This is a genomic window from Mesorhizobium sp. M0140, assembly GCF_040322475.1.
In the GTDB taxonomy this organism is placed as follows: domain Bacteria; phylum Pseudomonadota; class Alphaproteobacteria; order Rhizobiales; family Rhizobiaceae; genus Mesorhizobium.
On sequence record NZ_JAMYTM010000015.1, the window covers coordinates 1 to 26,367 of the forward strand.

General features: G+C 63.1%; 33 protein-coding genes. 12 read left to right on the forward strand and 21 right to left on the reverse strand.

All coding sequences use genetic code 11. The annotated features are described in order from the left end of the window. Positions 1 to 311: 311 nt before the first annotated feature. The 4 genes from acuI to NKJ37_RS16585 are packed head-to-tail and all read right to left on the reverse strand — an operon-like array spanning position 312 to position 3,863. Positions 312 to 1,301: an acrylyl-CoA reductase (NADPH) gene (acuI, locus tag NKJ37_RS16570; RefSeq protein ID WP_352674949.1), complete on the reverse strand. Its 990-nt coding sequence runs from the start codon at positions 1,299 to 1,301 to the stop codon at positions 312 to 314. 57 nt (positions 1,302 to 1,358) lie between these two features. Beyond that, positions 1,359 to 1,901 carry a signal peptidase II gene (gene lspA, locus NKJ37_RS16575; RefSeq protein WP_023812529.1) on the reverse strand — a complete coding sequence of 181 codons (543 nt, stop codon included), beginning with the start codon at positions 1,899 to 1,901 and terminating at the stop codon, positions 1,359 to 1,361. 13 nt (positions 1,902 to 1,914) lie between these two features. Next, positions 1,915 to 2,772: a TrmH family RNA methyltransferase gene (locus NKJ37_RS16580; RefSeq protein WP_013529576.1), complete on the reverse strand. Its 858-nt coding sequence runs from the start codon at positions 2,770 to 2,772 to the stop codon at positions 1,915 to 1,917. Then, complete coding sequence (locus NKJ37_RS16585; protein ID WP_352774386.1) at positions 2,769 to 3,863, reverse strand: RsmD family RNA methyltransferase; 1,095 nt, start codon at positions 3,861 to 3,863, stop codon at positions 2,769 to 2,771. The genes NKJ37_RS16580 and NKJ37_RS16585 overlap by 4 nt, the downstream gene beginning before the upstream one ends. 135 nt (positions 3,864 to 3,998) lie before the next feature. On the opposite strand from NKJ37_RS16585, the gene NKJ37_RS16590 reads away from it, so the two are divergent. The 3 genes from NKJ37_RS16590 to NKJ37_RS16600 all read left to right on the forward strand — a co-directional run bounded on the left by NKJ37_RS16590 (position 3,999) and on the right by NKJ37_RS16600 (position 5,598). Continuing rightward, the gene (locus NKJ37_RS16590) at positions 3,999 to 4,691 is read left to right on the forward strand and encodes a helix-turn-helix transcriptional regulator (protein ID WP_352440856.1); all 693 of its coding nucleotides are present in this window, start codon (positions 3,999 to 4,001) and stop codon (positions 4,689 to 4,691) included. A 71-nt stretch (positions 4,692 to 4,762) separates the two neighbouring features. Beyond that, positions 4,763 to 5,158 carry a VOC family protein gene (locus tag NKJ37_RS16595; protein WP_352674940.1) on the forward strand — a complete coding sequence of 132 codons (396 nt, stop codon included), beginning with the start codon at positions 4,763 to 4,765 and terminating at the stop codon, positions 5,156 to 5,158. After that, the gene (locus tag NKJ37_RS16600; RefSeq protein ID WP_352440858.1) at positions 5,155 to 5,598 is read left to right on the forward strand and encodes an EVE domain-containing protein; all 444 of its coding nucleotides are present in this window, start codon (positions 5,155 to 5,157) and stop codon (positions 5,596 to 5,598) included. The genes NKJ37_RS16595 and NKJ37_RS16600 overlap by 4 nt, the downstream gene beginning before the upstream one ends. On the opposite strand, the gene lhpI is transcribed toward NKJ37_RS16600, so the two are convergent. From lhpI to sppA, 4 genes are all read right to left on the reverse strand, one after another. Next, positions 5,588 to 6,553: a bifunctional Delta(1)-pyrroline-2-carboxylate/Delta(1)-piperideine-2-carboxylate reductase gene (gene lhpI, locus NKJ37_RS16605; protein ID WP_352440859.1), complete on the reverse strand. Its 966-nt coding sequence runs from the start codon at positions 6,551 to 6,553 to the stop codon at positions 5,588 to 5,590. The two genes, NKJ37_RS16600 and lhpI, sit on opposite strands and share 11 nt — an antisense overlap. A gap of 37 nt (positions 6,554 to 6,590) precedes the next feature. Continuing rightward, positions 6,591 to 6,959 carry a DUF1049 domain-containing protein gene (locus NKJ37_RS16610; RefSeq protein WP_352440860.1) on the reverse strand — a complete coding sequence of 123 codons (369 nt, stop codon included), beginning with the start codon at positions 6,957 to 6,959 and terminating at the stop codon, positions 6,591 to 6,593. 57 nt (positions 6,960 to 7,016) lie between these two features. Further along, positions 7,017 to 7,301, reverse strand: a complete 285-nt coding sequence (locus NKJ37_RS16615) for an integration host factor subunit beta (RefSeq protein ID WP_006200394.1) — start codon at positions 7,299 to 7,301, stop codon at positions 7,017 to 7,019. A gap of 82 nt (positions 7,302 to 7,383) precedes the next feature. Further along, positions 7,384 to 8,340: a signal peptide peptidase SppA gene (gene sppA / locus NKJ37_RS16620; protein ID WP_352440861.1), complete on the reverse strand. Its 957-nt coding sequence runs from the start codon at positions 8,338 to 8,340 to the stop codon at positions 7,384 to 7,386. Positions 8,341 to 8,507: 167 nt separating this feature from the next. Between sppA and NKJ37_RS16625 the strand changes: the two genes are divergently transcribed. The 7 genes from NKJ37_RS16625 (at position 8,508) to ptsN (ending at position 14,402) form a co-directional block, all read left to right on the forward strand. Further along, positions 8,508 to 8,702: a hypothetical protein gene (locus tag NKJ37_RS16625; protein WP_127296383.1), complete on the forward strand. Its 195-nt coding sequence runs from the start codon at positions 8,508 to 8,510 to the stop codon at positions 8,700 to 8,702. Between the two features lie 336 nt (positions 8,703 to 9,038). Further along, entirely contained in the window at positions 9,039 to 9,752 is a 714-nt protein-coding gene (gene lptC / locus NKJ37_RS16630; RefSeq protein WP_352440862.1) for an LPS export ABC transporter periplasmic protein LptC, read from the forward strand. Then, entirely contained in the window at positions 9,739 to 10,320 is a 582-nt protein-coding gene (locus NKJ37_RS16635; protein ID WP_023812537.1) for an LptA/OstA family protein, read from the forward strand. The genes lptC and NKJ37_RS16635 overlap by 14 nt, the downstream gene beginning before the upstream one ends. Further along, the gene (gene lptB, locus NKJ37_RS16640) at positions 10,320 to 11,138 is read left to right on the forward strand and encodes an LPS export ABC transporter ATP-binding protein (protein ID WP_013529586.1); all 819 of its coding nucleotides are present in this window, start codon (positions 10,320 to 10,322) and stop codon (positions 11,136 to 11,138) included. Before NKJ37_RS16635 ends, lptB begins: the two co-directional genes overlap by 1 nt. A gap of 319 nt (positions 11,139 to 11,457) precedes the next feature. Continuing rightward, complete coding sequence (gene rpoN, locus NKJ37_RS16645; RefSeq protein WP_352674935.1) at positions 11,458 to 12,984, forward strand: RNA polymerase factor sigma-54; 1,527 nt, start codon at positions 11,458 to 11,460, stop codon at positions 12,982 to 12,984. A 263-nt stretch (positions 12,985 to 13,247) separates the two neighbouring features. Then, positions 13,248 to 13,832, forward strand: coding sequence for a ribosome hibernation-promoting factor, HPF/YfiA family (hpf, locus tag NKJ37_RS16650; protein ID WP_013529588.1), 585 nt, complete (start codon positions 13,248 to 13,250; stop codon positions 13,830 to 13,832). Positions 13,833 to 13,937: 105 nt separating this feature from the next. Further along, a complete protein-coding gene (gene ptsN, locus NKJ37_RS16655) occupies positions 13,938 to 14,402 on the forward strand; it encodes a PTS IIA-like nitrogen regulatory protein PtsN (RefSeq protein WP_013529589.1) in 465 nt (154 codons plus the stop codon). A 67-nt stretch (positions 14,403 to 14,469) separates the two neighbouring features. Here the strand turns inward: ptsN and NKJ37_RS16660 are convergent, their stop codons facing one another. Further along, positions 14,470 to 14,724, reverse strand: a complete 255-nt coding sequence (locus NKJ37_RS16660; protein WP_023760740.1) for a BQ00720 family protein — start codon at positions 14,722 to 14,724, stop codon at positions 14,470 to 14,472. Between the two features lie 121 nt (positions 14,725 to 14,845). Then, on the reverse strand, positions 14,846 to 15,271 hold the full coding sequence (locus NKJ37_RS16665) for an Hsp20 family protein (protein WP_352774459.1): 426 nt from the start codon (positions 15,269 to 15,271) through the stop codon (positions 14,846 to 14,848). Positions 15,272 to 15,586: 315 nt separating this feature from the next. Here NKJ37_RS16665 and NKJ37_RS16670 point away from each other — a divergent pair, with 315 nt between their 5' ends. Beyond that, positions 15,587 to 16,528 carry a nucleoside hydrolase gene (locus tag NKJ37_RS16670; RefSeq protein ID WP_352554957.1) on the forward strand — a complete coding sequence of 314 codons (942 nt, stop codon included), beginning with the start codon at positions 15,587 to 15,589 and terminating at the stop codon, positions 16,526 to 16,528. Between the two features lie 158 nt (positions 16,529 to 16,686). Here the strand turns inward: NKJ37_RS16670 and NKJ37_RS16675 are convergent, their stop codons facing one another. The 9 genes from NKJ37_RS16675 to NKJ37_RS16715 form a co-directional block, all read right to left on the reverse strand. Beyond that, positions 16,687 to 17,301 (reverse strand): LysE family translocator, encoded by a 615-nt coding sequence (locus NKJ37_RS16675; protein ID WP_352554956.1) that lies wholly within the window; start codon positions 17,299 to 17,301, stop codon positions 16,687 to 16,689. A 113-nt stretch (positions 17,302 to 17,414) separates the two neighbouring features. Then, positions 17,415 to 18,863, reverse strand: a complete 1,449-nt coding sequence (locus tag NKJ37_RS16680; RefSeq protein WP_128303206.1) for an amidase — start codon at positions 18,861 to 18,863, stop codon at positions 17,415 to 17,417. Position 18,864: 1 nt separating this feature from the next. Beyond that, complete coding sequence (locus tag NKJ37_RS16685; RefSeq protein WP_128303205.1) at positions 18,865 to 19,770, reverse strand: ribokinase; 906 nt, start codon at positions 19,768 to 19,770, stop codon at positions 18,865 to 18,867. Between the two features lie 152 nt (positions 19,771 to 19,922). Then, a complete protein-coding gene (locus tag NKJ37_RS16690; RefSeq protein ID WP_164892880.1) occupies positions 19,923 to 20,405 on the reverse strand; it encodes a hypothetical protein in 483 nt (160 codons plus the stop codon). Further along, a complete protein-coding gene (locus NKJ37_RS16695; protein ID WP_023812544.1) occupies positions 20,380 to 20,892 on the reverse strand; it encodes a hypothetical protein in 513 nt (170 codons plus the stop codon). The genes NKJ37_RS16690 and NKJ37_RS16695 overlap by 26 nt, the downstream gene beginning before the upstream one ends. Then, on the reverse strand, positions 20,859 to 21,251 hold the full coding sequence (locus NKJ37_RS16700) for a hypothetical protein (protein WP_023812545.1): 393 nt from the start codon (positions 21,249 to 21,251) through the stop codon (positions 20,859 to 20,861). Before NKJ37_RS16700 ends, NKJ37_RS16695 begins: the two co-directional genes overlap by 34 nt. Before the next feature lie 20 nt (positions 21,252 to 21,271). Then, complete coding sequence (locus NKJ37_RS16705; RefSeq protein ID WP_352774389.1) at positions 21,272 to 21,742, reverse strand: hypothetical protein; 471 nt, start codon at positions 21,740 to 21,742, stop codon at positions 21,272 to 21,274. Positions 21,743 to 21,963: 221 nt separating this feature from the next. Then, a complete protein-coding gene (locus NKJ37_RS16710; RefSeq protein ID WP_352774391.1) occupies positions 21,964 to 22,839 on the reverse strand; it encodes a methylated-DNA--[protein]-cysteine S-methyltransferase in 876 nt (291 codons plus the stop codon). Between the two features lie 124 nt (positions 22,840 to 22,963). Beyond that, the gene (locus NKJ37_RS16715; protein ID WP_352774393.1) at positions 22,964 to 23,458 is read right to left on the reverse strand and encodes a DUF2244 domain-containing protein; all 495 of its coding nucleotides are present in this window, start codon (positions 23,456 to 23,458) and stop codon (positions 22,964 to 22,966) included. 22 nt (positions 23,459 to 23,480) lie between these two features. On the opposite strand from NKJ37_RS16715, the gene nth reads away from it, so the two are divergent. Further along, positions 23,481 to 24,305, forward strand: coding sequence for an endonuclease III (gene nth / locus NKJ37_RS16720; protein ID WP_128303201.1), 825 nt, complete (start codon positions 23,481 to 23,483; stop codon positions 24,303 to 24,305). Position 24,306: 1 nt separating this feature from the next. Here the strand turns inward: nth and NKJ37_RS16725 are convergent, their stop codons facing one another. Then, positions 24,307 to 25,815, reverse strand: a complete 1,509-nt coding sequence (locus NKJ37_RS16725) for a tripartite tricarboxylate transporter permease (RefSeq protein WP_023812550.1) — start codon at positions 25,813 to 25,815, stop codon at positions 24,307 to 24,309. A 10-nt stretch (positions 25,816 to 25,825) separates the two neighbouring features. Continuing rightward, positions 25,826 to 26,299: a tripartite tricarboxylate transporter TctB family protein gene (locus NKJ37_RS16730; RefSeq protein ID WP_352774395.1), complete on the reverse strand. Its 474-nt coding sequence runs from the start codon at positions 26,297 to 26,299 to the stop codon at positions 25,826 to 25,828. Positions 26,300 to 26,367: the final 68 nt, after the last annotated feature.

Below are 26,367 nucleotides of genomic sequence, written 5' to 3' on the forward strand. Positions count from 1 at the left end.
CCCCCCCCCCGAACTCTCCCAGCCCGGCGGTCCCCCGGCCCGGGGGGCCCCCCGGGGCGGCCGCCGCTCCCGGCCCCCCCCCCCCCCCCCCCCCCCCCCCCCCCCCCCCCGGCGGGAGCACCGCATCGACGTCGTCGCCAGTGTCCGCCTGTTGGCTGCCGGATTCCGCGATCATGCGAAATCCTTGCCAGACAGAGATTATGGAAAATTGCGGCGGATCGTTCGAATTTTAGCGGATGAGCGCTTTTTGCCGAGGCGCGGCGGGTTTGCCGCAGATCTGGCGATTCCATCCTTCCGGCAGTTGGGCGGAGTCACATACCCACGACGACGCGGCCGCGGATCTTGCCGTCGACGATGTCGCGCGCGGCATCGACGATGCCGTCGAACCCGATGGTGCTGGACAGGCTGGCGAGCTTCTGAAGATCGAGGTCGGTGCCGATGCGGCGCCATGCCTCGAGGCGGACTGCTTTCGGCGCCATCACTGAATCGATGCCGAGCAATGAGACGCCGCGCAGGATGAAGGGCGCGACGCTGGTCGGCAGGTCCATGCCGCCGGCCAGGCCGCAGGCGGCGACCGCGCCGCCATAGGAGGTCATCGAGAGCACATTGGCCAGCGTGTGGCTGCCAACTGCGTCGATGCCGCCGGCCCAGCGCTCCTTGGCCAGCGGCTTGGCCGGCTGGGCAAGCTCGTCGCGCGATATCACTTCGGCGGCGCCAAGGTCGATCAGATAGGGGCTTTCGGCATTGCGGCCGGTGGAAGCAATGACATGGTAGCCGAGGCTGGACAGGATCGAGACCGCGACCGAGCCGACACCGCCGGCCGCCCCCGTCACCACCACCGGGCCGCGATCGGGCAGGATGCCGTGCCGCTCCAGGGCCATGACGCAGAGCATGGCGGTATAGCCTGCGGTGCCGACGGCCATCGCGTCATGCGGGCTGATGCCTTGCGGCAGCGGCACCAGCCAGTCGCCTTTGACACGGGCGCGGCCAGCATAGGCGCCGAAATGGGTTTCGCCGACGCCCCAGCCGTTCAGGATGGCTTTGTCACCGGCGCGCCAGTCGGGATGGGAAGACGAGATGACGGTGCCGGCGAAATCGATGCCCGGCACCAGCGGCCAGCGGCGGATCACCGGCGCCTTGCCTGTGATCGCCAGGCCATCCTTGTAGTTCACCGTCGTTGCCTCGACCGCGATGGTGACATCGCCTTCCATCAGGTCGGCGTCGGTGAGATCGGTCACGGTTACCGACTGCTTTTTCTCGGCGTCACGCGAAACGAGGATGGCTTTGAAGGTTTCGGACATGTCTTTCTCCGCGATCGTGTTTGGCGACATGAACTGTGCGGCGATGGCGGCACGGGGTCAATCCTTCGAAGACTTGGCCTTCGAAGACTTGGCCTTGGAAGGCATGGCTTTGGAAGGCTTGGCGTTGGACGGCCCGGGCTCGCGCCGCCAGCCGAACAGCTCGTCGAAGACGACCAGTGCCGCGCCCACCGAGATGAAGGCGTCGGCAAGGTTGAAGACGGCGAACGACCAGACCGTCGTGTGGAACAGGATGTAGTCGATGACGTGGCCGTAGACGGCGCGGTCGATCAGGTTGCCGAGCGCGCCGCCGACGATCAGCGCAAAGCCGGTGCGGGCAAGGATCTGGGACGGCGCGATCCGCGTCGCCAGGAACAGCACGAAGGCAACGACGGCGAGCGAAATGACGATCAGCCCGGTGTCGCCGAAGGATGAGAACATCGAGAAGGCGATGCCGGTATTGTAGGTGCGAAACAGCGCCAGGAAGGGCAACAGATCAACCTTTTCCTGAAAAGGCAGACCGGCCTCGACCAGGTACTTTATCCACTGGTCGAGCGCGATGGCCGCGACGACGAGCAGTGCGTAGGGAGACCATGATCTCACGGGCAGGCAACCTTCATTGCTGGTCCAGGATTGGCTCGAGCTTCAGCGCGCCGCGCCGGATCTCGAACAGCATGATGCCGGTGGCGACGGCCAGATTGAGCGAATCGGCACGGCCCGCTTGCGGAATCCTGAGCAGCCTGTCGCAGCTCGCAGCCAGGCTTTCGGGCAGCCCCTGCTGCTCGTTGCCCATCATCAGCAGCACGGGCCCGCGGGAAAAATCGACCGAGCGGTAGTCGACGGCGCCTTTCAGGTGGGTTCCGGCGACGAGGCCTGAGAAGCCGCCCCGCCAGGCAAGGAAAGCCTCGGTTGTCGCCTTGGCTACCGGCACGGCAAAGATCGAACCCATGGTGGCGCGCACCGTCTCCACGGAGAATGGATCAGTGGTATCGCCGACCAGAATGACGCCTTTGGCGCCGACGGCATCGACGGTGCGGATGACGGTGCCGAGATTGCCGGGATCGCGTACCCGATCGAGTGCCACCCAGACGTCGCCATTGTCGGCGCGCACATCCTTCAAGGCGAGGAATTTCTGCGAAAAGACGCCCACCACCATTTGCGGATTGTCGCGGCGGGTGATGGCGACCAGCACCTTTTCCGACACTTCTAGCACCATGCCGCCTGCGGCAACGGTGCGTGCGGCCACCTTCTCCACCGCCGCATTGCCGCGCCCGGCTTTGGCGAAAACCAATGTCCTGATCTGCCAGCCGAGATCGAGCGCATCGATGACCAGCTTCAGCCCCTCGGCCATGAAGGCGTTCTGCTGGTCGCGGAACTTCTTCTGAGCGAGCGCCTTGATGTCCTTGACCAGCGGATTGGCGAGGCTGGTGACCTCCTTCACCTGGCCAGGTGCGCCTGCATGCCGCTCGTTCATTCAGCCACCCAACGCGAAAACAATGAGGTCGAGAGCGCCCGGCCGGCGGACTTTTCACGGATGATCAGCTCACCCGATTCAATCTTGCCGCCCATGCCGGCAAACGTATCGCGCATCAAGGCGTGGATGGCGAAGAAGGAGGCGCGGATGGAATAGGCGGTCAGCACCACGGCAAGCGGCTTCGGCGTCAGGATCGCCCGGCAAAGTTCGGTCAAATCAGGCAGGTCCTCGAACAATTGCCAGACCTCGCCCTTGGGGCCACGGCCATAGGCCGGCGGGTCGAACAGGATGATGTCGTAGCGGCTGCCGCGACGCTCCTCGCGCTCGGCGAATTTGACCGCGTCGTCGACGATCCAGCGGATCGGCTTGCTGCCGAGGCCGGCCATCTCCTGGTTTTCACGGGCCCAGCCAATTGCCTTCTTCGAGGCATCGACATGGGTGACCTCGGCGCCGGCGCGAGCCGCCACCAATGAGGCGAGACCGGTATAGCCGAACAGGTTCAGCACCTTGACCGGCCGCTTCGCCGCCGCGATCAGCCCGGCCATGTGATCCCAATGGGAGGCCTGCTCGGGAAAGACGCCGACATGACGAAACGAGGTGAAACGGCCGAGATAGTCGATGCCGTCATGCTTCATCGGCCAGGTCTCGCCGAGTGGCAGCTTGGGAAAACGCCAGCGGCCGATACCCTCCTCGTCGGTGTCGCCGGTGAAGACGGCGTCGGCGCGCTCCCATTCCTTTGCCGGCAAGGCCTTTTGCCAGATCGCCTGGCCCTCGGGCCGTACGATACGGTAGGGGCCATATTGTTCGAGCTTTTGGCCGGTGCCGCTGTCGAGGAGCGCATAATCGGCATTGGGCGCCACTTCCAGGATCACGGGAAGATGTTCGGCGGGCAGAGCGCCTTCGCGGCGGGCCAGGATGCGCGGCGCCGAGTTCGGTTCGGAACGACTTTCCGTCTTCGCCTCATGGCGCTCGCGCGGTGGCGCTTCCGGTCTGGCGGGAGCCTGGCCGGGACGCGGACGTGACACGTCCGCCGCACCCTTCGCGGATGGATGTGGACGGTTGTCGCGGCGTTTGTCGCGAAAAGACTTCAAGCGGGGGCAACTCCGAACGGGGTGGCCGCTTTTGACATAGGGCAACCGGCTTCGCAACCAAGTCCGACAGGTCGGCCTCTCCGGTTCAGGTTGGCCGCGATGGACCAATGTCAAAGAAACAGGCAAATCTACCGGATGTCCCGCTCCGAACGCCTGCTCGACCTGATCCAGTGCCTGCGCCGGCATCGCCGGCCGGTGAGCGGGCAAGCGCTGGCCGATGAACTCGGGATTTCGATCCGCACGCTCTACCGCGATATCGCCACGCTGCAGGGCCAGGGCGCGCCGATCGAGGGCGAGGCGGGTGTCGGTTATGTGCTCAAGCCCGGCTTCATGCTGCCGCCGCTGATGTTCAGCGACGAGGAGATCGAAGCCATCGTGCTCGGCTCGCGCTGGGTCGCCAAGCAGCCGGACCAGCGTCTTTCGGCCGCCGCTGCCAACGCGTTGGCCAAGATCGCGGCTGTCCTGCCGGACGATCTGCGCGAGGATCTCGACGCGAGCACACTGCTGGTCGGCCCTCCCGCCATGGCCATCGAGACCATCGACCTTGGCCTCGTACGGCAGGCCATCCGCAACGAGCGCAAGCTCGGCTTTCTTTACCGCGACGCGGGCGGCGCTGCGTCCGAGCGTGTCGTCTGGCCATTTGCGCTGGGCTTCTTCGACAAGGTGCGGGTGGTGGTGGCGTGGTGCGAGATGCGGCACGATTTCCGGCATTTTCGCACCGATCGCATCACCGAACTCCATGCAACAGACACGCGCTATCCGCGTCGTCGCCAGGCGCTGCTCAAGGAATGGCGGGCAACGCTCGACACGCCGCGTGGTTCGAGATGACTGCTGCCATAATCTGACAGTAGACCATCTTATGGTCGCCAAGTCGAAGCACCGAACCTTGGAGAGCAGTTATGGCCACCCCGAATTTCGTCATCCTCTATGTCGACCAGCCGCAGCAGAGCGGCGCCTTCTACAGCGGGCTGCTCGGCCGTGAGCCGGTCGAAAGTTCGCCGACCTTCGTGCTGTTCGTGCTCGATGCCGGCTTCAAGTTCGGCCTGTGGTCGCGCCACACGGCGGAGCCGGCAGCCGCCACGTCAGGCGGTGGCGCCGAAATCGTGTTTGCGCTGGATACGCCCGATGCGGTCGATGCCGCCCATGCCGACTGGTCCGGGCGCGGGCTGACAATCCTGCAGACGCCGACCGACATGGATTTCGGCCGTACTTTTGTCGCGCTCGATCCCGACAATCATCGCCTGCGCGTCTACTGGCTGTCCGATGGCGAACAGGCCAATGGTAACCATAAATGAGCGCGTATTGGATCGCCGTGGCGTCGGCCGAACATGTCCGGCGGGGCCGCGCAGCCGGCTTCATGCAGGTCAACCACGGCAAGGCGGCACCGCTGCGTCGCGTCAAGCCAGGCGATGGCATCGTCTACTATTCGCCGAACACTGTTTTGGGCGAGAAAGATGGCCTGCAGGCCTTCACGGCGATCGGCACGGTGCGGGAAGGCGAGCCCTATCAGGGCGATATGGGCGCTGGCTTCACGCCGTTCCGTCGCGATGTGGCGTGGGCCAAGGCCGAGGAAGCGCGGATCAAGCCGCTGCTCAACAAGCTCGAATTCACCGTCGGCAAGTCGAACTGGGGTTATCAGCTTCGCTTTGGCCTTTTCGAAATCGGGGATCAAGATTTTCGTGTTATAGCCGAGGCGATGGGCGCCGAGATGGGCGCAACGGCAACTAGGCCGTGAGCGCCTTGTAGACGGCAATGCCGGCGGCAAGATCCTCGAGCGCCGCGCCGACCGACTTGAACAGCGTGATCTCACCGGCGCTCTCGCGACCCTTCTTCTGCCCGCGCGCCAATTCGTGCAGATCGGCGACAATGGTTTCCGGCTTCAGCACGCCGGAGGCCAGCGGCTGGACGATGTCGCCGGCTTCCTTGGTGGCGCCGGCGCGGGTGTCGACATAGACGCGGGCAAGCCTGATCGCGTCGTCATCGCTCTCGCGCATCGTCGGCGTAAAGCCTCCGACCAGGTCGACATGGGTTCCCGGCTGCAACAGCGCACCCTTGATCAACGGCGTGGTGGTGATCGTCGCCGAGGAGACGATGTCGGCCTGCCCAAGCTCGGCATCGAGATCGCTCGCCGCGCTGGCTGCAAAACCCTCGGCGCGCAGGTCGGCGGCGACTTTCTCGGCATTGGCCGGAGTGCGGTTCCAGATGCGGATGGTCTTGATCGGCCGTACGGCCGAGTGCGCCTTGGCGAGGAAGGGCGACAGCGCGCCGGCGCCGACCACCAGCAGCCGCGAGGCATCGTCGCGGGCGAGATAGGAGGCCGCGAGCGCCGAAGCGCAGGCGGTGCGCCACTGTGTCAGCCGCTGGCCGTCGATCAAGGCCTCGGGTTCGCCGGTGGCGCCATTGAGCAGGAGATAGAGCCCCATCACCGCCGGCTTGCCGATGGCATTGTTGTCGGGGGACACGGTGACGATCTTGACGCCGACGTGACTGCCGGCCGATGTGCCCGCCGCGTTGAGATCGGTCCAGGCCGGCATCAAAAGCAGTGTGGAGGCGGCACCATCTGGCCGCTCGATCGTATGATGGTGCCTGACCGGCTGCACCGCACCGTCGCGAAACGCCGTGCGCAGCGTCTCGACCAATCCGGGAAAGGTCAGCGCATGGTCGACCTCTGCGGCCGAAATGGTCAGCATGAAAAACTCCGTAGGGACAAAGCCGCCTGCGGGCGGTTCAAGCGGTCGGCTTCGGCAATGCCGATCCTTGGGCGGACCCTTGGGCCGATCCCTGGGCCGGGCTTTGCGGTACCGCCGGCGCACGGCTGACCGCCTGGCGCAGGTTCTCGGCCTCGACGCCGCGCTGGCGCGCCAGCTTGCGATAGCGGCCCTGCTTGACCCAGGTTGCCAGGCTGCCGACGATCATGCCGATGGCGAGTGCCAGGAACAGGAAGATGAACAGCGGCAAAGTCAGGGTCAGCTTCGGATTGCCGGGGTTGAACGGATCCAGCGTGAAGGCGACCAGTTCGCGGTTGGCAACGGCGAGTGCGATCAGGATGATCGCCAGGGGCACGAAGATCGCGATGAGCATGAAGCGATTGAACATGATGTTTTCCGTCGGAAGCTGGCCTGTCCGAAAGGCCGTCAGGCGCTGACGTCGCGCCTACTTGCCGCCGTTCAGCCTTTCACGCAGTTCCTTACCAGTCTTGAAGAACGGCACCCATTTCTCCTCGACCTCGACGGATTCGCCGGTGCGCGGATTGCGGCCGGTGCGGGCGGGACGATTTTTCACCGAAAAAGCGCCGAAGCCACGCAACTCGACCCGGTTGCCTTCGGCAAGGGCATCGGTGATTTCATCGAAGATGGCGCCGACGATGTTTTCGACGTCGCGCAGGAAAAGATGCGGATTGCGCGTGGCAATAATCTGCACAAGTTCGGACTTGATCATGAGACGGGTCCCCGTGAAAGCAGTGCGGTCAAAATTATGAGGATGATTTTATTTGCTTTTTTCACTTGCCCCAAACGGCGTATCAAGGGTGCCAGACGGAAACGAGACCGTCAAGAAACAAGCGGTCGGCTCCGAGTTCATGGATGACGTCGCCGCTGTAGGCGGGCAGGCCGAGCGCACTGCTGATGGTTTGCGCCATCGCTTTCGAGAACAGGAAGCCGCCGCGCCGTTCGGTATCCTTCCATTCGACGACCTTGAGCTTGGCATCGACGCCCTTGGTGGCCAGCCAGTCGACCGCTACGGCCTCGCCGCCGACAGCGTCGATCAGCCCGTTGGCAACGCCTTGGCGCCCGGTGAATATCGAGCCGTCGGCAAGCATCAGCGCTTGTTCGCGGGTCATCTTGCGGCGTTCGGCGACGATGTCGACGAACCAGTTGTAACTGTCGAGGATGAGTTTGCGAACCATGGCGCGCTCGTCGTCATTGGTAGGCTTGAAGGGAGAGGGCGCGGCTTTCAGCGGCGAGGATTTCACCTCCTCCAGCTTGACGCCGAGCTTGTCCATCAGGCCGCTGACGTCGGGATACTGGATCAGCACGCCGATCGAGCCGACGATCGAGGTCTTGCGGGCAACGATGTGATCGGCGGCACTGGCGATCATATAGCCCGCCGATGCGGCGAGCGTGCCGACTTCCGCCACCACCGGCTTGTCGGCGGCCAGCTTGCGCACTTCTTCATAGATCGATTCACCGCCAACGGTGGTGCCGCCAGGCGAATCGATCGACAGGATCACCCCTTTCACCTTCGATGAAAGACGGATGGTTTCCAGGCGCTTGATCAGTTCCTCGTCCTCGGTGATCGTGCCTTCGATCTTGACCTTGGCAATATGGTCGACCGTCGAGCCGCCGAAATCGTCGCCATAGAACCAGGTTGAAAGCGCAATCACGCCAAGGGCCACGATGCCTATGGCGACAACGCGCCAGAATGTCAGCTTGCGCCGCAAACGGCGGCGGTCGATCAGGTCGTCGGCTCTCAGTGCCATGGTCAGCCTTTCAGTCGGCGGAAGGGGACGCTTTTAGACCATGATCCTCTCATCGGGAAGCAGTTCTCTTTCCGGCATTGTCTCAGTCTGAAGTTTGCGCAAACGGCTAATCCTTTGGCCGAGTTGCGCAAACGCCCTATATACAGGCAAAAGGCATAGGAGATTTCATGATCGCCAAACACACAACCGCCGAAGATATGGCTCGAACTGTAGGCGTCGACCCGAACACATTCCGCCAAGCGTTGCGTAATGTGAAGCACCCTCGGAAACGCAACACTGATTGGGAAGTGAAAATTGGCAGCCCATCGTATTCGGGAATGCGCACCGTTCTTGTTGGTCTCATACAGCGGAAGGCGGCCTGACGCCGACCGGATCTAAAGCCAAAAGCGTCCCGCCGACGTGATCGGCAACGCCGCATACACGATCGACCAGGCTGGCTAGGCGGGGCATCCGACATCTCCCCTCACGTTTTTGAGCAATCACCGCGAGGTCGGGCGGCGAGACAGGCGCTGATAAATTTTACGCCGCGTGTCTGTTTCTGCTATGGAGAACACGCAGTTGTGCGGACTTCGTTTTCGTCTGTACAAAGGCGGTTGTCACACTTTTGCAGTTTTCGTGGGCTTGCGCTTGCTTGAAAGCGCCGGCGTCCCACCTATAGGCGGTGCTCAAGGGCGGGCAGGGTTAGAAGAAAGCAGTGAATGTTAGCGCGACCTATTGAACCAACCAACGCCGAGGCGGTGTTGGCTCCCCCGGCGGGCGGTCGGACGCGCGGCGATGCTTTCGACCGTGCACAGCGTCATTCGCGCCGCGTGCGCGTTCTCAAATTTGCCGTGCCAGTGGCCGCGGCACTGATAGCGGTCGCTTTCCCGGTCTATTCCTATCTCGCCGCACCCGTCGCCGTGAAGGTTCAGGCGGAAGGCACTGCCTTTTCCAACGGCAAGCTGGTGATGGCCAATCCCAAGCTCAACGGTTTCACCAAGCAGAAGCAGCCTTATTCGATGACGGCGCTGCGTGCCATTCAGGATGTCAGCACGCAAGGTATCATCGAGTTGGAAGGCATCGACGCCAAGGTGCCGATCGCGCCCGACAATGTGGCGGCGGTCAAGGCCTCGCACGGCACCTACGATCGCGACGGCAATACGATGAACCTGACCAGCGACGTGACGATCACCACGACCGACGGCATGCAGGCCAAGTTCAAATCGGTCTTCCTCGACATGGGCAAAGGCACTATGAAGACGGGAGATCCCGTCGATGTCAGCCGTGGCGGGTCGCGGATCACGGCGGATACGATGTCGGTCCAGGACAATGGCAAGGTTCTGGTTTTCGAGAACAAAGTGCGCGTCAACATCGATTCCGCCGCCTTGAAGGCGGCACAGGGAAACAGCGGAGAAACCAATGCGGCTCAGTAGTTCGACGCGGCTCGCGGCTGCAACTTCAGCGTTGCTGCTGCTCGGACTCGTGCCGTCATGGGCGCAGACGACCAGTCAATCAGGCCTCAAACTGTCCGGCGACAAGCCGATCCAGATCGAGAGCGACAAGCTGGAAGTCCGCCAGGCCGACAGTGTCGCCATCTTCACGGGCAATGTCAGCGTCGTCCAGGGGCCGACATTGATGAAGGCCGGCAAGATGACGGTCTACTACGTCAAGGACCCCAACGCCGCTGCCAAGGGCACGGAGGCCGCGGGTGCGGCGATGACGGGCTCGGCCAACATCGATCACCTGGAGATCTCCGACAAGGTTTACATCAAGTCGGATGCGCAGGTCGCGACCGGCGATCAAGGCAGCTTCGATATGAAGAGCCAGGTGCTGGTGCTTTCGGGCAAAAAGGTCGTTTTGTCGCAAAACGACAATGTTCTGGTGGGCTGCAAGCTTACGGTGCAGATGAAAAGCGGACTGGCTCAGGTGGATCCATGTGCTGGGCAACGCGTCCAGATGTCGATCACGCCGCCGCCGAAATCGGGAGCGACGAACCCCTGATGGCCAGCCTGTCGTCGTTGACGGCGCGTCTTCCGGGACGGGCCGCCGGCAAGCTTTCGGCGCCGGCCACGGTGACCGTCGATGCGGGAAAGTTCAAGGGAACCCTGATCGCCAAGGGGCTGACCAAGAGCTACAAGGGCCGCAAGGTCGTCAGCGGCGTCACCATCGGCGTGCGCGCCGGCGAGGCCGTTGGACTGCTCGGCCCCAACGGCGCCGGCAAGACGACCTGTTTCTACATGGTTACCGGCCTCGTGCCGGTGGATGAAGGCACGATCGAGATCGACGGCTTCGACGTCACGTCGATGCCGATGTACCGTCGCGCACGCCTCGGCATCGGCTATCTGCCGCAGGAAGCGTCGATTTTCCGTGGGCTCAATGTCGAGCAGAATATCCGCGCGGTGCTGGAAGTGGTCGAAAAGGACCGCAAGGTGCGCGAGCGCAATCTCGACGAACTGCTCGAGGAATTCCACATCAGCCATCTGCGCAAGGCGCCATCCATGTCGCTTTCGGGCGGCGAGCGGCGACGCCTGGAAATCGCGCGAGCGCTGGCGACGCGTCCGGCCTACATGCTGCTCGACGAGCCTTTCGCCGGCATCGATCCGATCGCTGTCGCCGATATCCAGCAACTGGTGCGCCACCTGACAGCGCGCGGCATCGGCGTCCTCATCACAGATCATAATGTGCGCGAAACGCTCGGCCTGATCGACCGCGCCTACATCATCCATGCCGGCCAGGTGCTGACCCATGGCAGGGCCGACGAAGTGGTGGCAAACCCGGATGTGCGGCGACTTTACCTCGGCGAGGGTTTTACGCTCTGAACGGTTCGTCGTTTCACGGAAAACGCCAATCCGCTCCGTCTTTTCGTCTTGACGCAATTCCCAAGGGAAAGCGCTATGCGCTTTTCCGGGAAAACCGTTTCACACTTTTCCTGGAATTGCTCTGAGCGTGAAATTTGTTTCCTGACACGTGCGGTTCGCGCGGCGCTTTTTTCTCGATTTTGCTCCGGGATAACGCTCCGGTAAGCGCGTTTTGCTACCAATTGCCTTGACAAGCAAAAGCCGGGCCAGTTTTTATGGCCGGCTGCAAAATTCTTGCCCGGAAGTCGGGATGCGTAGACGAGGCGTTTGAAACCGAACCATGGCGTTGGCGGCCAAACTACAGCTACGACAATCGCAGTCGCTGGTGATGACGCCGCAGCTGATGCAGTCGATTCGGCTGCTGCAGTTCACCCATGTCGAGCTTGAGCATTTCATCGACGAGGAAATCGAGCGCAATCCGCTGCTGGAACGCGCCGAGCCGCAGGACGATGCCGCCAGCGACCAGGCGCAGAAGATCGAGGCGGAGCCGCAAGCCACCGCCGAAGGCGACTGGTTCGAAAACGAGACGCAGTGGAGCGCCGAGGCGATCTCGGACAAGCTCGACACGTCGCTGGAAAACCTGTTTCCCGACGACCCGGGCACCAGCGAGCGGCTCGGTCCCGACCTGACGGCACAATGGAAGTCGGCTTCGGGCAATGGCGCGGGTTCCTCATCCGAGTGGTTTGATGCGGGCGATATGGCGGCCGCGACGATCACGCTGCGCGACCATGTCGGTGAACAGGTGGCGCTAGCCTTCGCCGATCCGGCTGCACGGCTGATCGCCGCCGAACTCGCCGACGGCCTTGACGAGAGCGGCTATCTGCGTGCCGACCTGGCCGAGATCGCCGTTCGTCTCGGTGCGGATGCCGCCGCCGTCGCGAAGGTGCTGGCGGTGTGTCAGACCTTCGAGCCGGCCGGCCTGTTTGCCCGCGACCTAGCCGAATGCCTGTCGCTGCAACTTGCGGTGCGCAACCGGCTCGATCCGGCGATGAAGGCGCTGGTCGCCAATCTCGAACTCCTGGCACGGCGTGATTTTCACGCATTGAAACGGATCTGCGGTGTCGACGAGGAGGATCTGCTCGACATGCTGGCGGAGATCCGGGCGCTCGATCCCCGGCCGGGCATGGCGTTTTCGGGCGGCGCCAGCGACGCGATCGTCGCCGATGTCGAGGTGCGCGCGGCCAATGACGGCAGCTGGACGGTCGAGCTCAATGCCGAAACGCTGCCGCGGGTTTTGGTCGACCATATCTATTTCGCCCAGGTCTCACCGCAGGCCAAGAACCAGGCGGAAAAGGATTTTCTGGCCGAATGCCTGCAGAATGCAAACTGGCTGACGCGCAGCCTCGACCAGCGGGCAAAGACCATCCTCAAGGTCGCCTCGGAAATCGTTCGCCAGCAGGATGCCTTCCTCGTCCATGGCGTGCGGCAGCTGAAGCCGCTCAATCTGCGCACGGTGGCCGACGCCATCGGCATGCACGAATCGACGGTCAGCCGGGTCACAGCCAACAAATACATGCTGACGCCGCGCGGCGTGTTCGAGCTCCGGTATTTCTTCACCGCCTCGATCGCCGCCTCGGGCGGCGGCGATGCGCATTCCTCGGAAGCCGTGCGTGACCGCATCAAGCAGTTGATCGACGAGGAAAAACCCGTCGACGTGCTTTCCGACGACGCAATCGTCGACATGTTGCGTGAAAGTGGCGTCGACATTGCAAGGCGTACGGTCGCCAAGTACCGGGAAGGCATGAATATCCCCTCTTCGGTGCAGCGCCGACGCGAGAAACGGGCGATGGCCAGCGCCGGGCGCTGAGCGGGTCGATTTTCCACAGGCCGGCACTTCATTGACAAGCCGCGGTGAAGTGGCTAGAAGCCCGCCCGCATGAGACGGGCTAGATGCCCGCATGCGGATGGTCCGTCACGACGTTGGCCTCGGGACGGTCAAAGGGCGGCTTGTGATCAACCGGAAAGTTTGGATTTAAAATCGGCGCAAGTGACGCCGCAAAGCTTGTGCGCACGGATCACGAGTATAAACTCGGGCCAGTTTGAAGCCTGAGCAGGAAGGTCAGTTTTCAGATGAATCTGCGCATATCGGGAAAACACATGGACATCGGCGATGCGTTTCGGACACGCATCAATGATCGCGTCGGCGAAGCGATCGGCAAATATTTCGATCGCGGCTTTGCCGGACATGTCACGGTCATCAAATCGGGCTCGCGCTATTCGGCGGACTGCATGATCCGGCTGGATTCCGGCGCTTCGCTGCAGGCCACCGGCGATGCCCAGGATCCGACATTGGCCTTCGAGGCCGCGGCGGATCGTCTGGAAACCCGCCTGAGGCGCTACAAGCGCCGGCTGAAATCGCACAATTCGGGCGCCGCCAACGGCCAGCCGACCGACATAGCCTACACGGTGATGGCGCCGCTTGCCGATGACGACGAGGACATTCCGGAGAATTTCGCGCCGGCCATCGTCGCCGAATCAACCATGACGCTGAAGACCATGTCGGTGGCGTCGGCGGTCATCGAGCTCGACACCAAGGACAGCCCGGTCTTTGTCTTCCGCAATGCGGGAACCGACCATCTCAACATCGTCTATCGCCGACCCGATGGAAATATCGGCTGGATCGACCCGTCGACGACCAAGGTCGCGCAAGCGTGACGACAAAGGTCGCACGGACGTGACGACCACGGTCGCACTGGGATAAGAGCCGGCCGCACGAGGGGTGGGGACTGGTGACGGCAGGCGAACAAGGGATTTTCAAGCATGGATCTGAGCGATCTTATCAACGTTCCGGCGATACTGCCGGCGTTGAAGGCGAACTCCAAGAAGCAGCTGCTGCAATTGCTGTCCGAACGGGCAGCGGCGATTTCCGGCATTCCGGAGCGGGAGGTGTTCGACACCATCCTGCAGCGTGAGCGGCTGGGTTCGACCGGCGTCGGCAACGGCATCGCCATTCCGCACGGCAAGCTGGCCGGCGTGAAGCGCATCGCAGGTGTTTTCGCCCGGCTGGAGACGCCTGTCGATTTCGAATCGCTGGATGATCAGCCCGTCGATCTCGTGTTTCTGCTATTGGCGCCGGAAGGGGCGGGCGCCGACCACCTCAAGGCACTGTCGCGCATCGCGCGGGTGCTGCGCGATGCCGACACGGTGGCCAAGATCAGGGGTACGCGCGACGCCGCCGCTATCCACGCGCTTTTGTCGGACACCCAGGCTTCGCACGCGGCCTGAATTTCGAGAATGATATCGCCACAGGGCCGCCATGGGCGGCCCTTTTCCGTTTCAGCCGGAATCGCTGTCAGTGAATGGCGACGGTGGTCAGGTCGTTTTCCATGGCGCCGGCCAGAGCGCGGTCACGCGCATCGGAAAGCAGGATCGGCTGACCATTGGCGGCAAACAGCGCCCACAGTTCCATGCCGGGGGCGATTTCGCCGAGATTGGGGAAACGGCCGAGCAATTCGTCGCTCGAGACCTTTCTGAGATAAGCGACCGAGCCTTCGCCGAGATGAGCGAATTCGCCATTGGTCATGGTGATGTTTTCAGTTCTGGTCATTTCAAAGCCTCCTTGGCGCGAGGACGCCGCTCAAGGCCATCCCGCATGAGAGCCATTCAATTTGCTGCATCGTGCTTTCGAAAAATCGGTGCCGATTTTCCGGCCGATGCAGTGGTAACGATCAGTCTTTCACCGATATGTTTATTTTCCGTACCAGCCGTTCGGACTCCGGCCGATCGAGGTCGATCGACAAAAGACCGTTCTTCAACTCCGCCGCGATCACCCGCATGCCGTCGGCCAGCACGAAACAGCGCTGGAACTGGCGCGCGGCGATGCCGCGATGAAGAAATTCGCGCTCGGGGTCGTCGGTCTGACGGCCGCGCACGACCAGCTGGTTTTCCTCCGTGGTGACATCGAGATCGCTTTCGGCGAAACCGGCGACCGCCAATGTAATGCGCAACCTTTCGGTCTTGCCGTCGGCGCCGCTGAGGCGTTCGATGTTGTAGGGAGGGTAGCTGTCGCCGGATTTCGCCAAGCGTTCCAGGGTCTTTTCCATGGCGTCGAAACCAAGGAGAAGCGGGCTGGAAAAGGGCGTCATTCGGCTCATGTTACACTGTCCTCTCAAGAGCGACATAAAGTGGAAAAACCCAGATGGCATTTTTCCCGATGGCCTTGATATGGTCCGCCCCGCGACCAAGTTCAAGCCGTCAACAGACCCGCCCAAAAAGACCAGGCGTGGACTCACAGGAATGACCGACATGGCGCTTGAAACGGCGAGCAGATGCAAGGAGAAGCGCGCAGGTCGGGGATTGTCTTCCCCGGTCGAGCGGTTCGGCGTGGCAGCTCGCGGCCGCTTCGGCGTCATTTGGATGCTTCGATCGGATCGGTTCAAGCCCACGACCTCGCCAAACAAGGAATTGAAATGCCCCAGTCACGCAAGATCATCATCGACACGGATCCCGGTCAGGATGATGCCGTCGCCATATTGCTGGCGCTCGGCAGCTCCGAACTGGAGATCGTCGGCATATCAGCCGTTGCCGGAAACGTGCCGCTGAAGCTTACCGAAAAGAATGCCCGCAAGATCTGCGAGTTGGCTGGCCGTCCGGACATCAAGGTCTATGCCGGCGCCATCCGGCCCCTGATGCGCGAATTGGTCACCGCCGAGGAAGTGCATGGCAAGACCGGTCTCAACGGACCGCAACTGCCCGAACCGACGATGAAGCTGCAGGACCAGTACGCGGTCGATTTCATCGTCCAGACGCTGATGAGCGAAGAAAGCGGCACGATCACGCTTTGCGCGCTCGGCCCGCTCACCAACATTGCGCTGGCGCTGATCCGCGAGCCGCGCATCGCACCACGCATCAAGGAAATCGTGCTGATGGGCGGCGGCTTCTTCGAAGGCGGCAACGTCACCCCGACCGCCGAATTTAACATCTATGTCGATCCGCAGGCCGCCGATGTCGTGCTCAAATCCGGCATCCCGATCGTGATGATGCCGCTCGATGTCACCCATAAGGCGCTGACCACTGCCAAGCGCACGCAAACCTTCCGCGCGCTCGGCACCAAGGTCGGCACCGCCACCGCCGAGATGCTGGAGTTCTTCGAGCGCTTCGACGAGGAGAAATACGGCACCGACGGCGGCCCGCTGCACGACCCTTGCGTCATCGCCTATCTGTTGAAGCCGGACCTGTTCAAGGGCCGCAACTGCAACGTCAGCGTGGAAACCGCCTCGGAACTGACCATGGGGATGACCGTGATCGACTGGTGGGGCGTCACCAAGCGGCCGAAGAACGCCATGGTGATGCGCGACATCGACCATGATGGGTTTTTCGCGTTGCTGGTGGAGAGGCTGGGGCGGCTTTAAAAGCTTCCCTTCTCCCCGTTTAAGGGGAGAAGGTCCCGGCAGGGGGATGAGGGGCGGCACAAACGTTAATATTTTGTCTGCAGACCCGGCGTTGCCCCTCACCCGATCGCTTCGCGACCACGCTCTCCCCGTAAACGGGGCGAGGGAAGAGGCGCACCTTACTTCGCCTTTGAAAACGCCAACCACAGGCCGCCGCCGACCATGAAGCTGCCGCTGATCCTCGACAAAAGTTTTATGCGGCCGGCCGACAACAGGCGCCCGGCGCGGCCGGCGGCCAGCGCATAGGTCGAATCCGAGAAGGCGGCGAAGATCATGGCGGTCAGGCCCATGATGGCGATCTGCAGCGAGTAGTTGCCTTGCGGCGAAATGAACTGCGGAAAGAAGGCGCCGAAAAAAATCAGCGTCTTGGGATTGCTGAGCGCCACCAGCAAGCCCTGCAGGAAGAAGCCGCCGCGTGGCTTTCTCGCTGTTCCATCGGCATTCAGCGTGCCTTTGGAACGGAACATCTGCACACCCATCCAGATCAGATAGGCGGCGCCGATCAGCCTGACCCACTCGAACCAGTGGCCCATGCCTGCGATCAGCGTGTTGAGGCCGATGCCGACGATGGCGATCATCACGGCAAGCCCGGCCTGCGTGCCGGCGACATTGGCGAGGCCGGCGCGCGAGCCATGGCGAATGCTGTTGGCGATGATCAGCGTGACCGTCGGACCGGGCACCAGGATGATAACGATGCAAGCGAGGACATAGGCAGCGTAGAGTTCGAACGACATGATTTTTCCCCAGGAATACCGCCGAGGCGGCGCGGTTGAGGGTAATCAATGCATAGCAGCGCAGCCGGTGCAAGCCGCTACCTAGCGCCCTGCGACACGCCAGTCCGCCCGGTTCAGGCGCCGGCCTGCCAGGGCAGTGTAGCCTCATAGGCCGCCGCCGCCTTGAGTACGGCGAGGTCGCCGCGCGGCCGCCCGATCAGCTGCATGCCCATCGGCCGGCCCCGGTCGTCGAAGCCGACCGGCACGTTGACCGCCGGGCAGCCGCCTAGGGTCGCGAAGGCGGAAACCTGCATCCAGCGGTGGTAGCTGTCCATTGCGCGTCCGGCGACCTCACGGGGCCAATGCGTGCCTATGTCGAAGGGGAAGACCTGCGCCGTCGGCAGCGCAATCAGGTCATAGCGGTCGAAGAGCGACAGCAGCTTGCGATGCCAGGATGTACGGGTCACGGAGGCGGCGCGGATCTGCGGCGCCGTCAGCCGCATGGCGTTCTCCACTTCCCAGATGGCTTCCGGCTTGAGCAGCCGGCGCTTCGCGGGATCGTCATAGTGGGTTTTGAGCGCGCAGCCGCTGCTGGCCTGGCGCAGCGTCACGAAGGCCTGCCACAGCGCTTCGAAATCGAAATCCGGCAGCAGGGGCTCGGTCGCGAAGGACGCTTCCGTAAAGCGGCCAAGTGCCGCCTCGCACAGGCCGAGAATGCCTGTTTCAACCGGCAGATGACCGTGGAGGTCACCGAGCCAGGCGATGCGGCCACCAGTTGCCGGTATTCCAAGCCCTTCGAGGAACGAGCCGGGTTTCTCGTAGGACAATGGCGCGTGCGGGTGGTAACCGGCCTGCACATCGAGCAGCAGCGCCATGTCACGGACGTTGCGGCCCATCGGCCCGTCGACGCCCATCTGCGCATGGAAGACTTCGAAATCGGGTCCGCCGGGAACAAGTCCTTGCGACGGGCGGAAGCCAAAAACATTGTTCCAGGCGGCCGGGTTGCGCAGCGAGCCGCCGAAGTCGCTGCCATCGGCGACGGGCACCATGTCGAGCGCCAGGGCCACCGCCGCGCCGCCGCTCGAGCCGCCGGCGGTCAGGGCCGGATCGAAGGCGTTCAGCGTCGGCCCGAACACGGCATTATAGGTGTTGGAACCAAGCCCGAATTCGGGGACGTTGGTCTTGCCGATGATGATGGCGCCGGCATTGCGGATGCGCTCGACGAAGAAGTCGTCTTCCTGCGGCACGAAATCGGCGAAGATCGGCGAGCCGAACGAGGTCCTGAGGCCCGTGGTCGAGGCGAGGTCCTTGATGGCCATCGGCAGGCCGAAGAGCGGGCCGGCTTCGGCTCGCGCCGGACTGGCATCGGCCGCATCGGCTTCGCGCAGGATGTCGCCGCGATCGCGCAAGGAGACGATGGCGTTGACCAGCGGATTGACCGCCTCGATGCGATCGAGGAATGCCGCCACCACCTCACGCACGGAAAGCTCTCTCTCCCGGATCGCGCCGGCGAGTTCGACCGCGGAAAGGCGGCAGATGTCGCTTGCCGGCGGCACGGCATGCTTCGTTTGAGGACGCAGCATTTTAACGGGTTTCCTGCAGCGCCTGATCGACGTCTTTGGCGAGCGGGATCGCCGGTTGGGCGCCAGGCTTCAGGCAGGCCAGCGAGCCGGCTGCGCCGGCGCGCGCCAGCGCCTGTTCGAGCGTGAGGCCCGACGACAGGCTGGCGGCGAAATAGCCGCAGAACGTATCGCCGGCGCCGACCGTGTCGACAGGCGTTATCTTGCGCGCAGGAACGGCCAGGTACTCGGTCGGTGTCGCCGCCATCACGCCGTCGCCGCCGAGTGTGACGACGACGGTGCGGCCGGTCTTTCCGGCAAAGTCGCGCATGCGGGCCGCCCGGTCGCGGCCTTGCAGCGACAGCGCTTCGCCATAGAGGTCGAACTCGGTTTCGTTGGCGACGACATAGTCGGCCTTGCCGAGAAAGCCGGCTGCTTGCCCCTGGAACGGCGCCGTGTTGAGCACGGTGATGGCGCCGGCCGCCCTTGCCTGGTCGAGGGCGGCATCGACGGTGGCCAGCGGAATCTCATTTTGCAGCAGCACGACGTCGCCTTTTTTCAGAAAGGCCTTGGAGAGATCGCCGGGCACCACGGAAGCGTTGGCGCCCGGCACCACGGCGATGATGTTCTCGCCGTCGTCGGCGACCATGATCAGTGCCGTGCCGGTCGAGGCGTGAGTCTCGGCAACGCCGGACAGGTCGACCTTGCCGTCGCGCAGCAATGCCAGTGCTTCGGCTGCGAAGCTGTCCCTGCCGACGGCGCCGACCATGCGCACCGAGGCGCCGGCGCGTGCGGCGGCCAGTGCCTGGTTGGCGCCCTTGCCCCCAGGCGCGGTGGTGAAGGCCGAGCCGCCTACCGTCTCGCCGGGGCTAGGCAAGCGGTCGACCTTGGCAATAAGGTCGAGGTTGATCGAACCGATGACGATAATCAAGCAAGGCCTCCTGGCAACGCAAATTCAAATGTCGGAGCATCCTTGTGCGTCCAAGCGAACGCAGGTCGTTCCGATTGCGCGGAAGCTAACCTGTAAGGCCGCGGCTTGCCAGACCACGCGCATGGTCCAGCCCGATTTGGGGTGTCGTGGCCTTATTCGCAGCGCACGGTGACCGTGCCCTGATAGTTGCCGGCGGGAAAGATACCGCTCGACCTGGTGGCGGTGAGGTCGACCTGCATCGTGTGGGTGCCGTTGGCAACCCTCTGCGGCACACTTCCGTTGACATCTGCCCCCGAGCCATCGAGGCGGAAGACCGAAGCGAAGGTCACGTTGGTGCCGCCGCCGCTCGGCGCGGACGAGAATGCGGCAGGCGCCGGCGCCGAAACCGAATAGCAGTCAAGCAAATTAAGTATCGAGCACAACAGGGAGCTTGCCACCACGGTGGCGCTGGCGCTCGATCCGCCTGCCTGTTTGGAGCCCAGTATGCTGATGGCGGGATTGGCCTTCATCGTTCCGGACGCCCCGACCATGATGGTGCAGGTGCCGATGATCGCCGCCTGCACCGGAAGGCAGGAACCGGCAAGTGCTGCCATCGCAAGCAGCGCGCGACTACTGCTTCTTCTTTTTCTTGCCATCACCACTTCCGGTCCTGATGCTCCAGCCTTCGTTGGCCCACCCCGGTGACGCGGCCGTGGAAGTGCTGGCAGCCACGCTCGCCGTCTGGCCGTCGGCGCCGAGGCCCATTTTGAGGAGCTTCAGTTCCAACTGCAGGCGCTCGACCTCAAGCTCATAGAGACGGCTGCAATCGACGCGCTTCGGCGTGCGCCCGATCGGGATCACCACCCGACCATAGGTGGCAACGCTGTTGTCCGACTGGCTGTTGCCTCTGATAACGCCGAGATCGACATAAGCGCCGGAACCGGAGACGGCGGAACGGCAAGTGGTACCGTCCGCGGCATGGACCTCGTCCTGGCCCTGGGGCAAGGTGACGCCGGGCAGGTTGAAGCCGCTCTCATTCTGGTTAAGGTTGTAGACGTCCTCGGCCCCGGCCGGCGACGCACCCGCCCAAGCAGCCGCGAGCGCCAGTGTCAGGACTTGCGGCGCCCAAAAAACTTTCCGCATATCTGTGCCCTTATCTGCGTCTGTTGATTGGGAAAGGGGATGCTTTCGGTACAGATACGCACTTTACGCTCGGCAGCGCCGTCAAAAGGCACAACCACAAGGACAGAACGGGAGGCCTGCGAAGCCAGCTGGAATATATCTGGAGAGATTCTGGCATCTACCGGCTGAAAATCCTGATCGTAGACATGGATTTCGACCCGGATCTTCCGGTCGTAGGGATTGGCGGGGAAGACGCGAACCGCGAAGACGTCGGTGAAGCTGTTGATCTCGCCACGCATCGGCGACATCGACTGGGCCTTGGCGGCAATGGGCGCCAATCCGACGGCCAGTGCCGTCGCCAGGATTCGAGCATGTTTCACGACCCCCTCCTTCGCTCGCGTCATTCGCAGCGCAGCGTTACCGTTGCCTGATAATTGCCGTTGGCGAAGCGATTGCTGCCGCCCTTGGTGCCGGCGAGGTGGACCGAAACGAGGTCGGCGCCGGGGGTGGTGATGCTGCTTGCCGAGCCGGTCTCACCGATGGCATGCGCGCCGGCGGCTGAGTAGGTGGGCGTCCAGGTCGTCGACGTGCTGTCTGCCGATGGCACCGTCATGGTGGTGACCGGGTCGACACTCAGCGACACACCTCCGGTCGTCGTCAGCGTCACGGTTCCAGCCGAGCCGCCGCTGTTGTGCGAACTGAGGGACTGGAGATCGGGGCTGGCCGTCATCGTGCCGTTGGTGGCAACGACAAGTGTGCAGGTGGGCGCGATCGTGCCATTGAAGATGACATTTTGCGTCGCGGCCAACGCGGCCTCGTCGATGCTGGCAACCAGCAGAGCTGCGCCGCAGGCGACGCGAAACAATGTCATCGGGACCTCCTATCAAGCCGGATCGTCCGGATTAATATGAGGGCATCATCACTTTATCGTGGTTAATTTAGAGTTACCTAAAATAATGGCTCAAAATAACTATTACAGGAACCGGAGGTTGCCCTCGGTTGCAAAGGTGAAAACCACAATGGAAATCGCGCTTATACTTATTAACGCCGACATACCCATGGTTTTCCTCGTAATATCGAGAAAAATCGATATTACGATACCTGCCCGGCTTCCCAGCCCAGAATGGCGCGCTTGCGGGTCAGGCCCCAATGATAGCCGGTGAGGTCGCCTGATTTGCCGATGGCGCGGTGGCAGGGAACCACGAAAGAGAGGGGGTTGGCGCCGTTGGCCGCACCAACGGCACGGCTGGCTGACGGCGCGCCAATGCTGGCTGCAATCGAGGCATAGGTGCGGGCCTTGCCCATCGGGATCTTGAGCAGCGCCTCCCAGACACGAACCTGGAAATCGGTGCCGATCATGACGACATGCAGCGGCTGGTCGGGGCGCCACAGCGTCGGATCGAAGATGCGCGCGGCATAGGGGCCTGTAGCAGTCATGTCCTCGACATAAATGGCGTTCGGCCAGCGGCTGGACATGTCGGCAAAGGCGGCGCGCTCCTCGCCCGGATCATTGAAGGCGAGGCCTGCAAGCCCGCGGTCGGTGGCCATGATCAGGGCAGTGCCGAACGGCGAGGGATGGTAGCCGTAGCGGATGGTGAGTCCGGCGCCGCGCGTCTTGTAGTCGCCCGGCGACATCGCCTCATGCGTGACGAACAGGTCGTGCAGCCGACCGGGGCCGGACATGCCCAGTTCGAAGGATGTTTCGAGCAACGGCATGCCGGAATCGAGCAGCTTGCGCGCATGGTCCAGTGTTACCGCCTGCAGGAACGCCTTGGGCGACAGGCCGGCCCAGCGGGTGAAGAGCTTTTGCAATCCGGTCGGCGTTTCGCCGACCTCCTCGGCCAACTCTTCGAGGGATGGCTGATCGCGGTAGTCGAGGCTGATCTTCTCGATGGCACGGCGCACGATTTCATAGTCGTTGCCTTGCGGCGTGATGTCCTTCTTGAGGACTGCTGTGTGGGTGCTCATGGAACTGTCTCCTTGAGCCGGAATATCGCCCCTCGGGGCGTCGATCGCCACCCGAAACTTGCCTTCTTGCGGCGTATACACAGATGGACACGGGATTCGAGCCCTGGAGTCGCTCGTGGCTGGCTCAGCGTGCCTTGGCGGTCGCCAGCGCCCGCGAAAAGGCGGTGGCAAAACTCTCGCGGGAATCGGGGTCCAGGAACGATCCGATCGGCACGTTCCGCCCTTGGCCTTCCACCGTCATCCCTGTGATGCCGATCTCGGCGTGACGGGCCACCGAAAGCCGGGCCCAGAACGGATTGAAGCGATGCGCTTCCGATTTCCCCGAGGGGGCTGTCTTGCGGATGTCGAGGCTGGTGCGCGAGACCGAGACTTCTTCGCGGGCACGAGCGGCACGATAGTTGATGCGAAAGGCGATGTAGACGGCGGCCACGTCGAGGCCGAAGAAGCCGAACACCGGCCAGGCGCCGCGCGACAGGAAAAACGCGCCTGTCACCAGCCAGCCGAACAGCAGCGCGCCCATCAGGATGAAGAAGCCTGTCCGGCCGAGAGACCGGTGCGGGGTGAGTAGCGCCTGAAAGAATGGCTCGTCGGCCTGGAACGAGGCGTTTGTGTCGCTCATGAGGGGATATTATAGGAGGGAAATGGCAAGTCCCAAGTCCAAAGATTCTTCCCTGTCCAAAAAAGAGCTGTTGCCCGCACGACGCGATGGGTCGAACGCCAAGCCGCGTCCGCGGCCGGTGCGAAGCGCGTCACGCTACAGCCCGGCCGAAGTGAACGAGATATTCCGGCGCTTTTCCGTCCAGCGGCCCGAGCCGAAGGGGGAGCTCGAACATGTCAACGCCTTCACGCTGCTGGTCGCGGTGGTGCTGTCGGCGCAAGCGACGGATGCCGGCGTCAACAAGGCGACGCGGGCGCTGTTCAAGGCCGCCGATACGCCGCACAAGATGCTGGCGCTGGGGGAGGCAAGGGTCGGCGAATATATCCGCACCATCGGGCTGTGGCGCAACAAGGCGAAGAATGTGATTGCGCTGTCGCAGGCGCTGATCCGCGACCATGGCGGCGAGGTACCCGACAGTCGCGATGAATTGGTCAAGCTGCCCGGGGTCGGGCGCAAGACCGCCAATGTCGTGCTCAACATGGCCTTCGGCCAGCACACGATGGCGGTCGACACGCACATTCTCCGCATAGGCAACCGGCTCGGGCTGGCGCCCGGCAAGACACCGGAACAGGTCGAGCAGGGATTGTTGAAGATCATTCCGGACGAATATATGCGCCATGCACATCACTGGCTGATCCTGCATGGCCGCTACGTCTGCAAGGCGCGCAAGCCGGATTGCCCGGCCTGCGTCATCGCCGACATCTGCAAGGCCGAGGTCAAGACGACCGATGTGCCAGCACCGCTGGTGCCGATCGCACCGCTCGATCCTGTCGAAGAGATCCAGGACCGAAGCGGAACGACGACGTAGTTCAACTCTCCTCCACAAACACCTCTTCGCGCTTTTTCTTGACCGCCGGCAGGAAGACGATGACGAGCACGGCGAGCGCGATGAGCAGCAGGCCGGCGCTGATCGGTCTCGTCACGAAGGTGCTTGGGTCGCCGCGCGAGAGGATCATGGCGCGGCGCAGGTTTTCCTCGAGCAGCGGGCCGAGCACGAAGCCGAGCAGCAGCGGTGCCGGTTCGCAGCGCAGCTTGGTCAGGAGGTAGCCGAGGAAGCCGAAGAAGGCGACGGCGTAGAGGTCGTAGACGTTGCTGTTGACGCTGTAGACGCCGATCGAGCAGAACGCCATGATGATCGGGAAAAGCACGTAGTAGGGGATCGTCAGCAGCTTCACCCAAAGCCCGATCAGCGGCAGGTTGAGGATGATCAGCATCAGATTGCCGATCCACATCGAGGCGATGATGCCCCAGAACAGCGCCGGCTGTTCGGTCGCGACATTGGGGCCGGGCACGATGCCCTGGATGATCATGGCGCCGATCATCAGCGCCATGACCGGGTTGGCTGGAATGCCGAGCGTCAGCATCGGGATGAAGGAGGTCTGCGCACCGGCATTGTTGGCCGATTCCGGTCCGGCGACGCCTTCGATGGCGCCCTTGCCGAACTCCTGCGGGTTTTTCGAGACGCGTTTTTCGACCGTGTAGGACGCAAAAGCTGCCAGGATCGCGCCGCCTCCCGGCAGGATGCCGAGCGCCGAACCGATGATTGTTCCGCGCACGATGGGCGCTGCCATGCGCCGAAAGTCCTCGCGGGTCGGCATAAGGCCGGTGACCTTGCGGATCATCACGGAACGCTCATCCTCGTTTTCGAGGTTGCGCAGGATCTCGGCGACGCCAAAGACGCCGACCGCCACCGCAACGAAATTCAATCCGTCGGCATATTCCCGGATTCCAAGCGTGAAGCGCGGCGTGCCGGTGTAGATGTCGGTGCCGACAATGCCGAGCAGCAGGCCGAGCACGACCATGGCCAGCGCCTTGACGATAGAGCCGTGGGCGAGCGCGACGGACGAAACCAAGCCGACGATCATCAGCGAAAAATACTCGGCCGCGCCGAATTTCAGCGCGATCGCCGTCAGCGGCGGGGCAAAGATGGCGACGAGGAACGTCGACACCGTGCCGGCAAAGAACGAGCCGATGGCCGCGATCGCGAGGGCCGCTCCGGCGCGGCCGTTCCTGGCCATCTGGTAGCCGTCGATCGCGGTGACGGCGGACGAGGATTCGCCCGGCATGTTGATGAGAATGGCGGTGGTCGAGCCGCCATATTGGGCACCGTAATAGATGCCGGCGAGCATGATGAGGGAGGAAACCGGGTCGCCGATCTGGAAGGTGATCGGCAAAAGCATGGCGATGGTCGCGGTGGCGCCGATGCCGGGCAGGACGCCGATCAGCGTGCCGAGAAGGACGCCGATCAGGCAGAAACCGAGGTTGGTCAGCGACGTCGCCGTCGAAAAACCGAGCGCGAGGTTGTCGAGCAGATCCATGCTCATCGCCTCACGACACCAACCAGGGGGCCAGCCACGGGCCGAAGCGGCGGAACGGCAGGCCGAGCGCGTAGCTGAAGACGAGGTACGCAAACAATGTCAGGCCGGCCGACAGCACGAGCGCGGTCAACGGCTTCATGCGGCGGCTGGCAAACGACGCGATCAACGCCGTCAGGAAGATCGACGGGATGAAGCCGAGGCCGCGCACCGTCAGGCCGAAGAAGATCGGAGCAGGCAGGATGAGCAGCATGCCGCGCCACGCAATATACCCGATTGCTTCGCCCCCGACGCGTACGGCCTGGACGAGAATGACGGCGCCAAGCAGGATCAGCACGATCGCCAGGACCAGCGGAAAATAGCCTGGACCCATGCGCAAGGCGGTGCCGATTTCGAGGCCGAGCGATTGCAGCGCGAACCATGCGCCGAAACCGATGAACAGGGCGGCGCACAGGCCGTTGGCCCTGTCGATCGCGAAAGGTTTCATGATGGTTCTCCCAAGCCCGCAGTGGCTAGCGGATGCCGAGCGAACAGGGGCGCGCTGGTGGCGCCCCT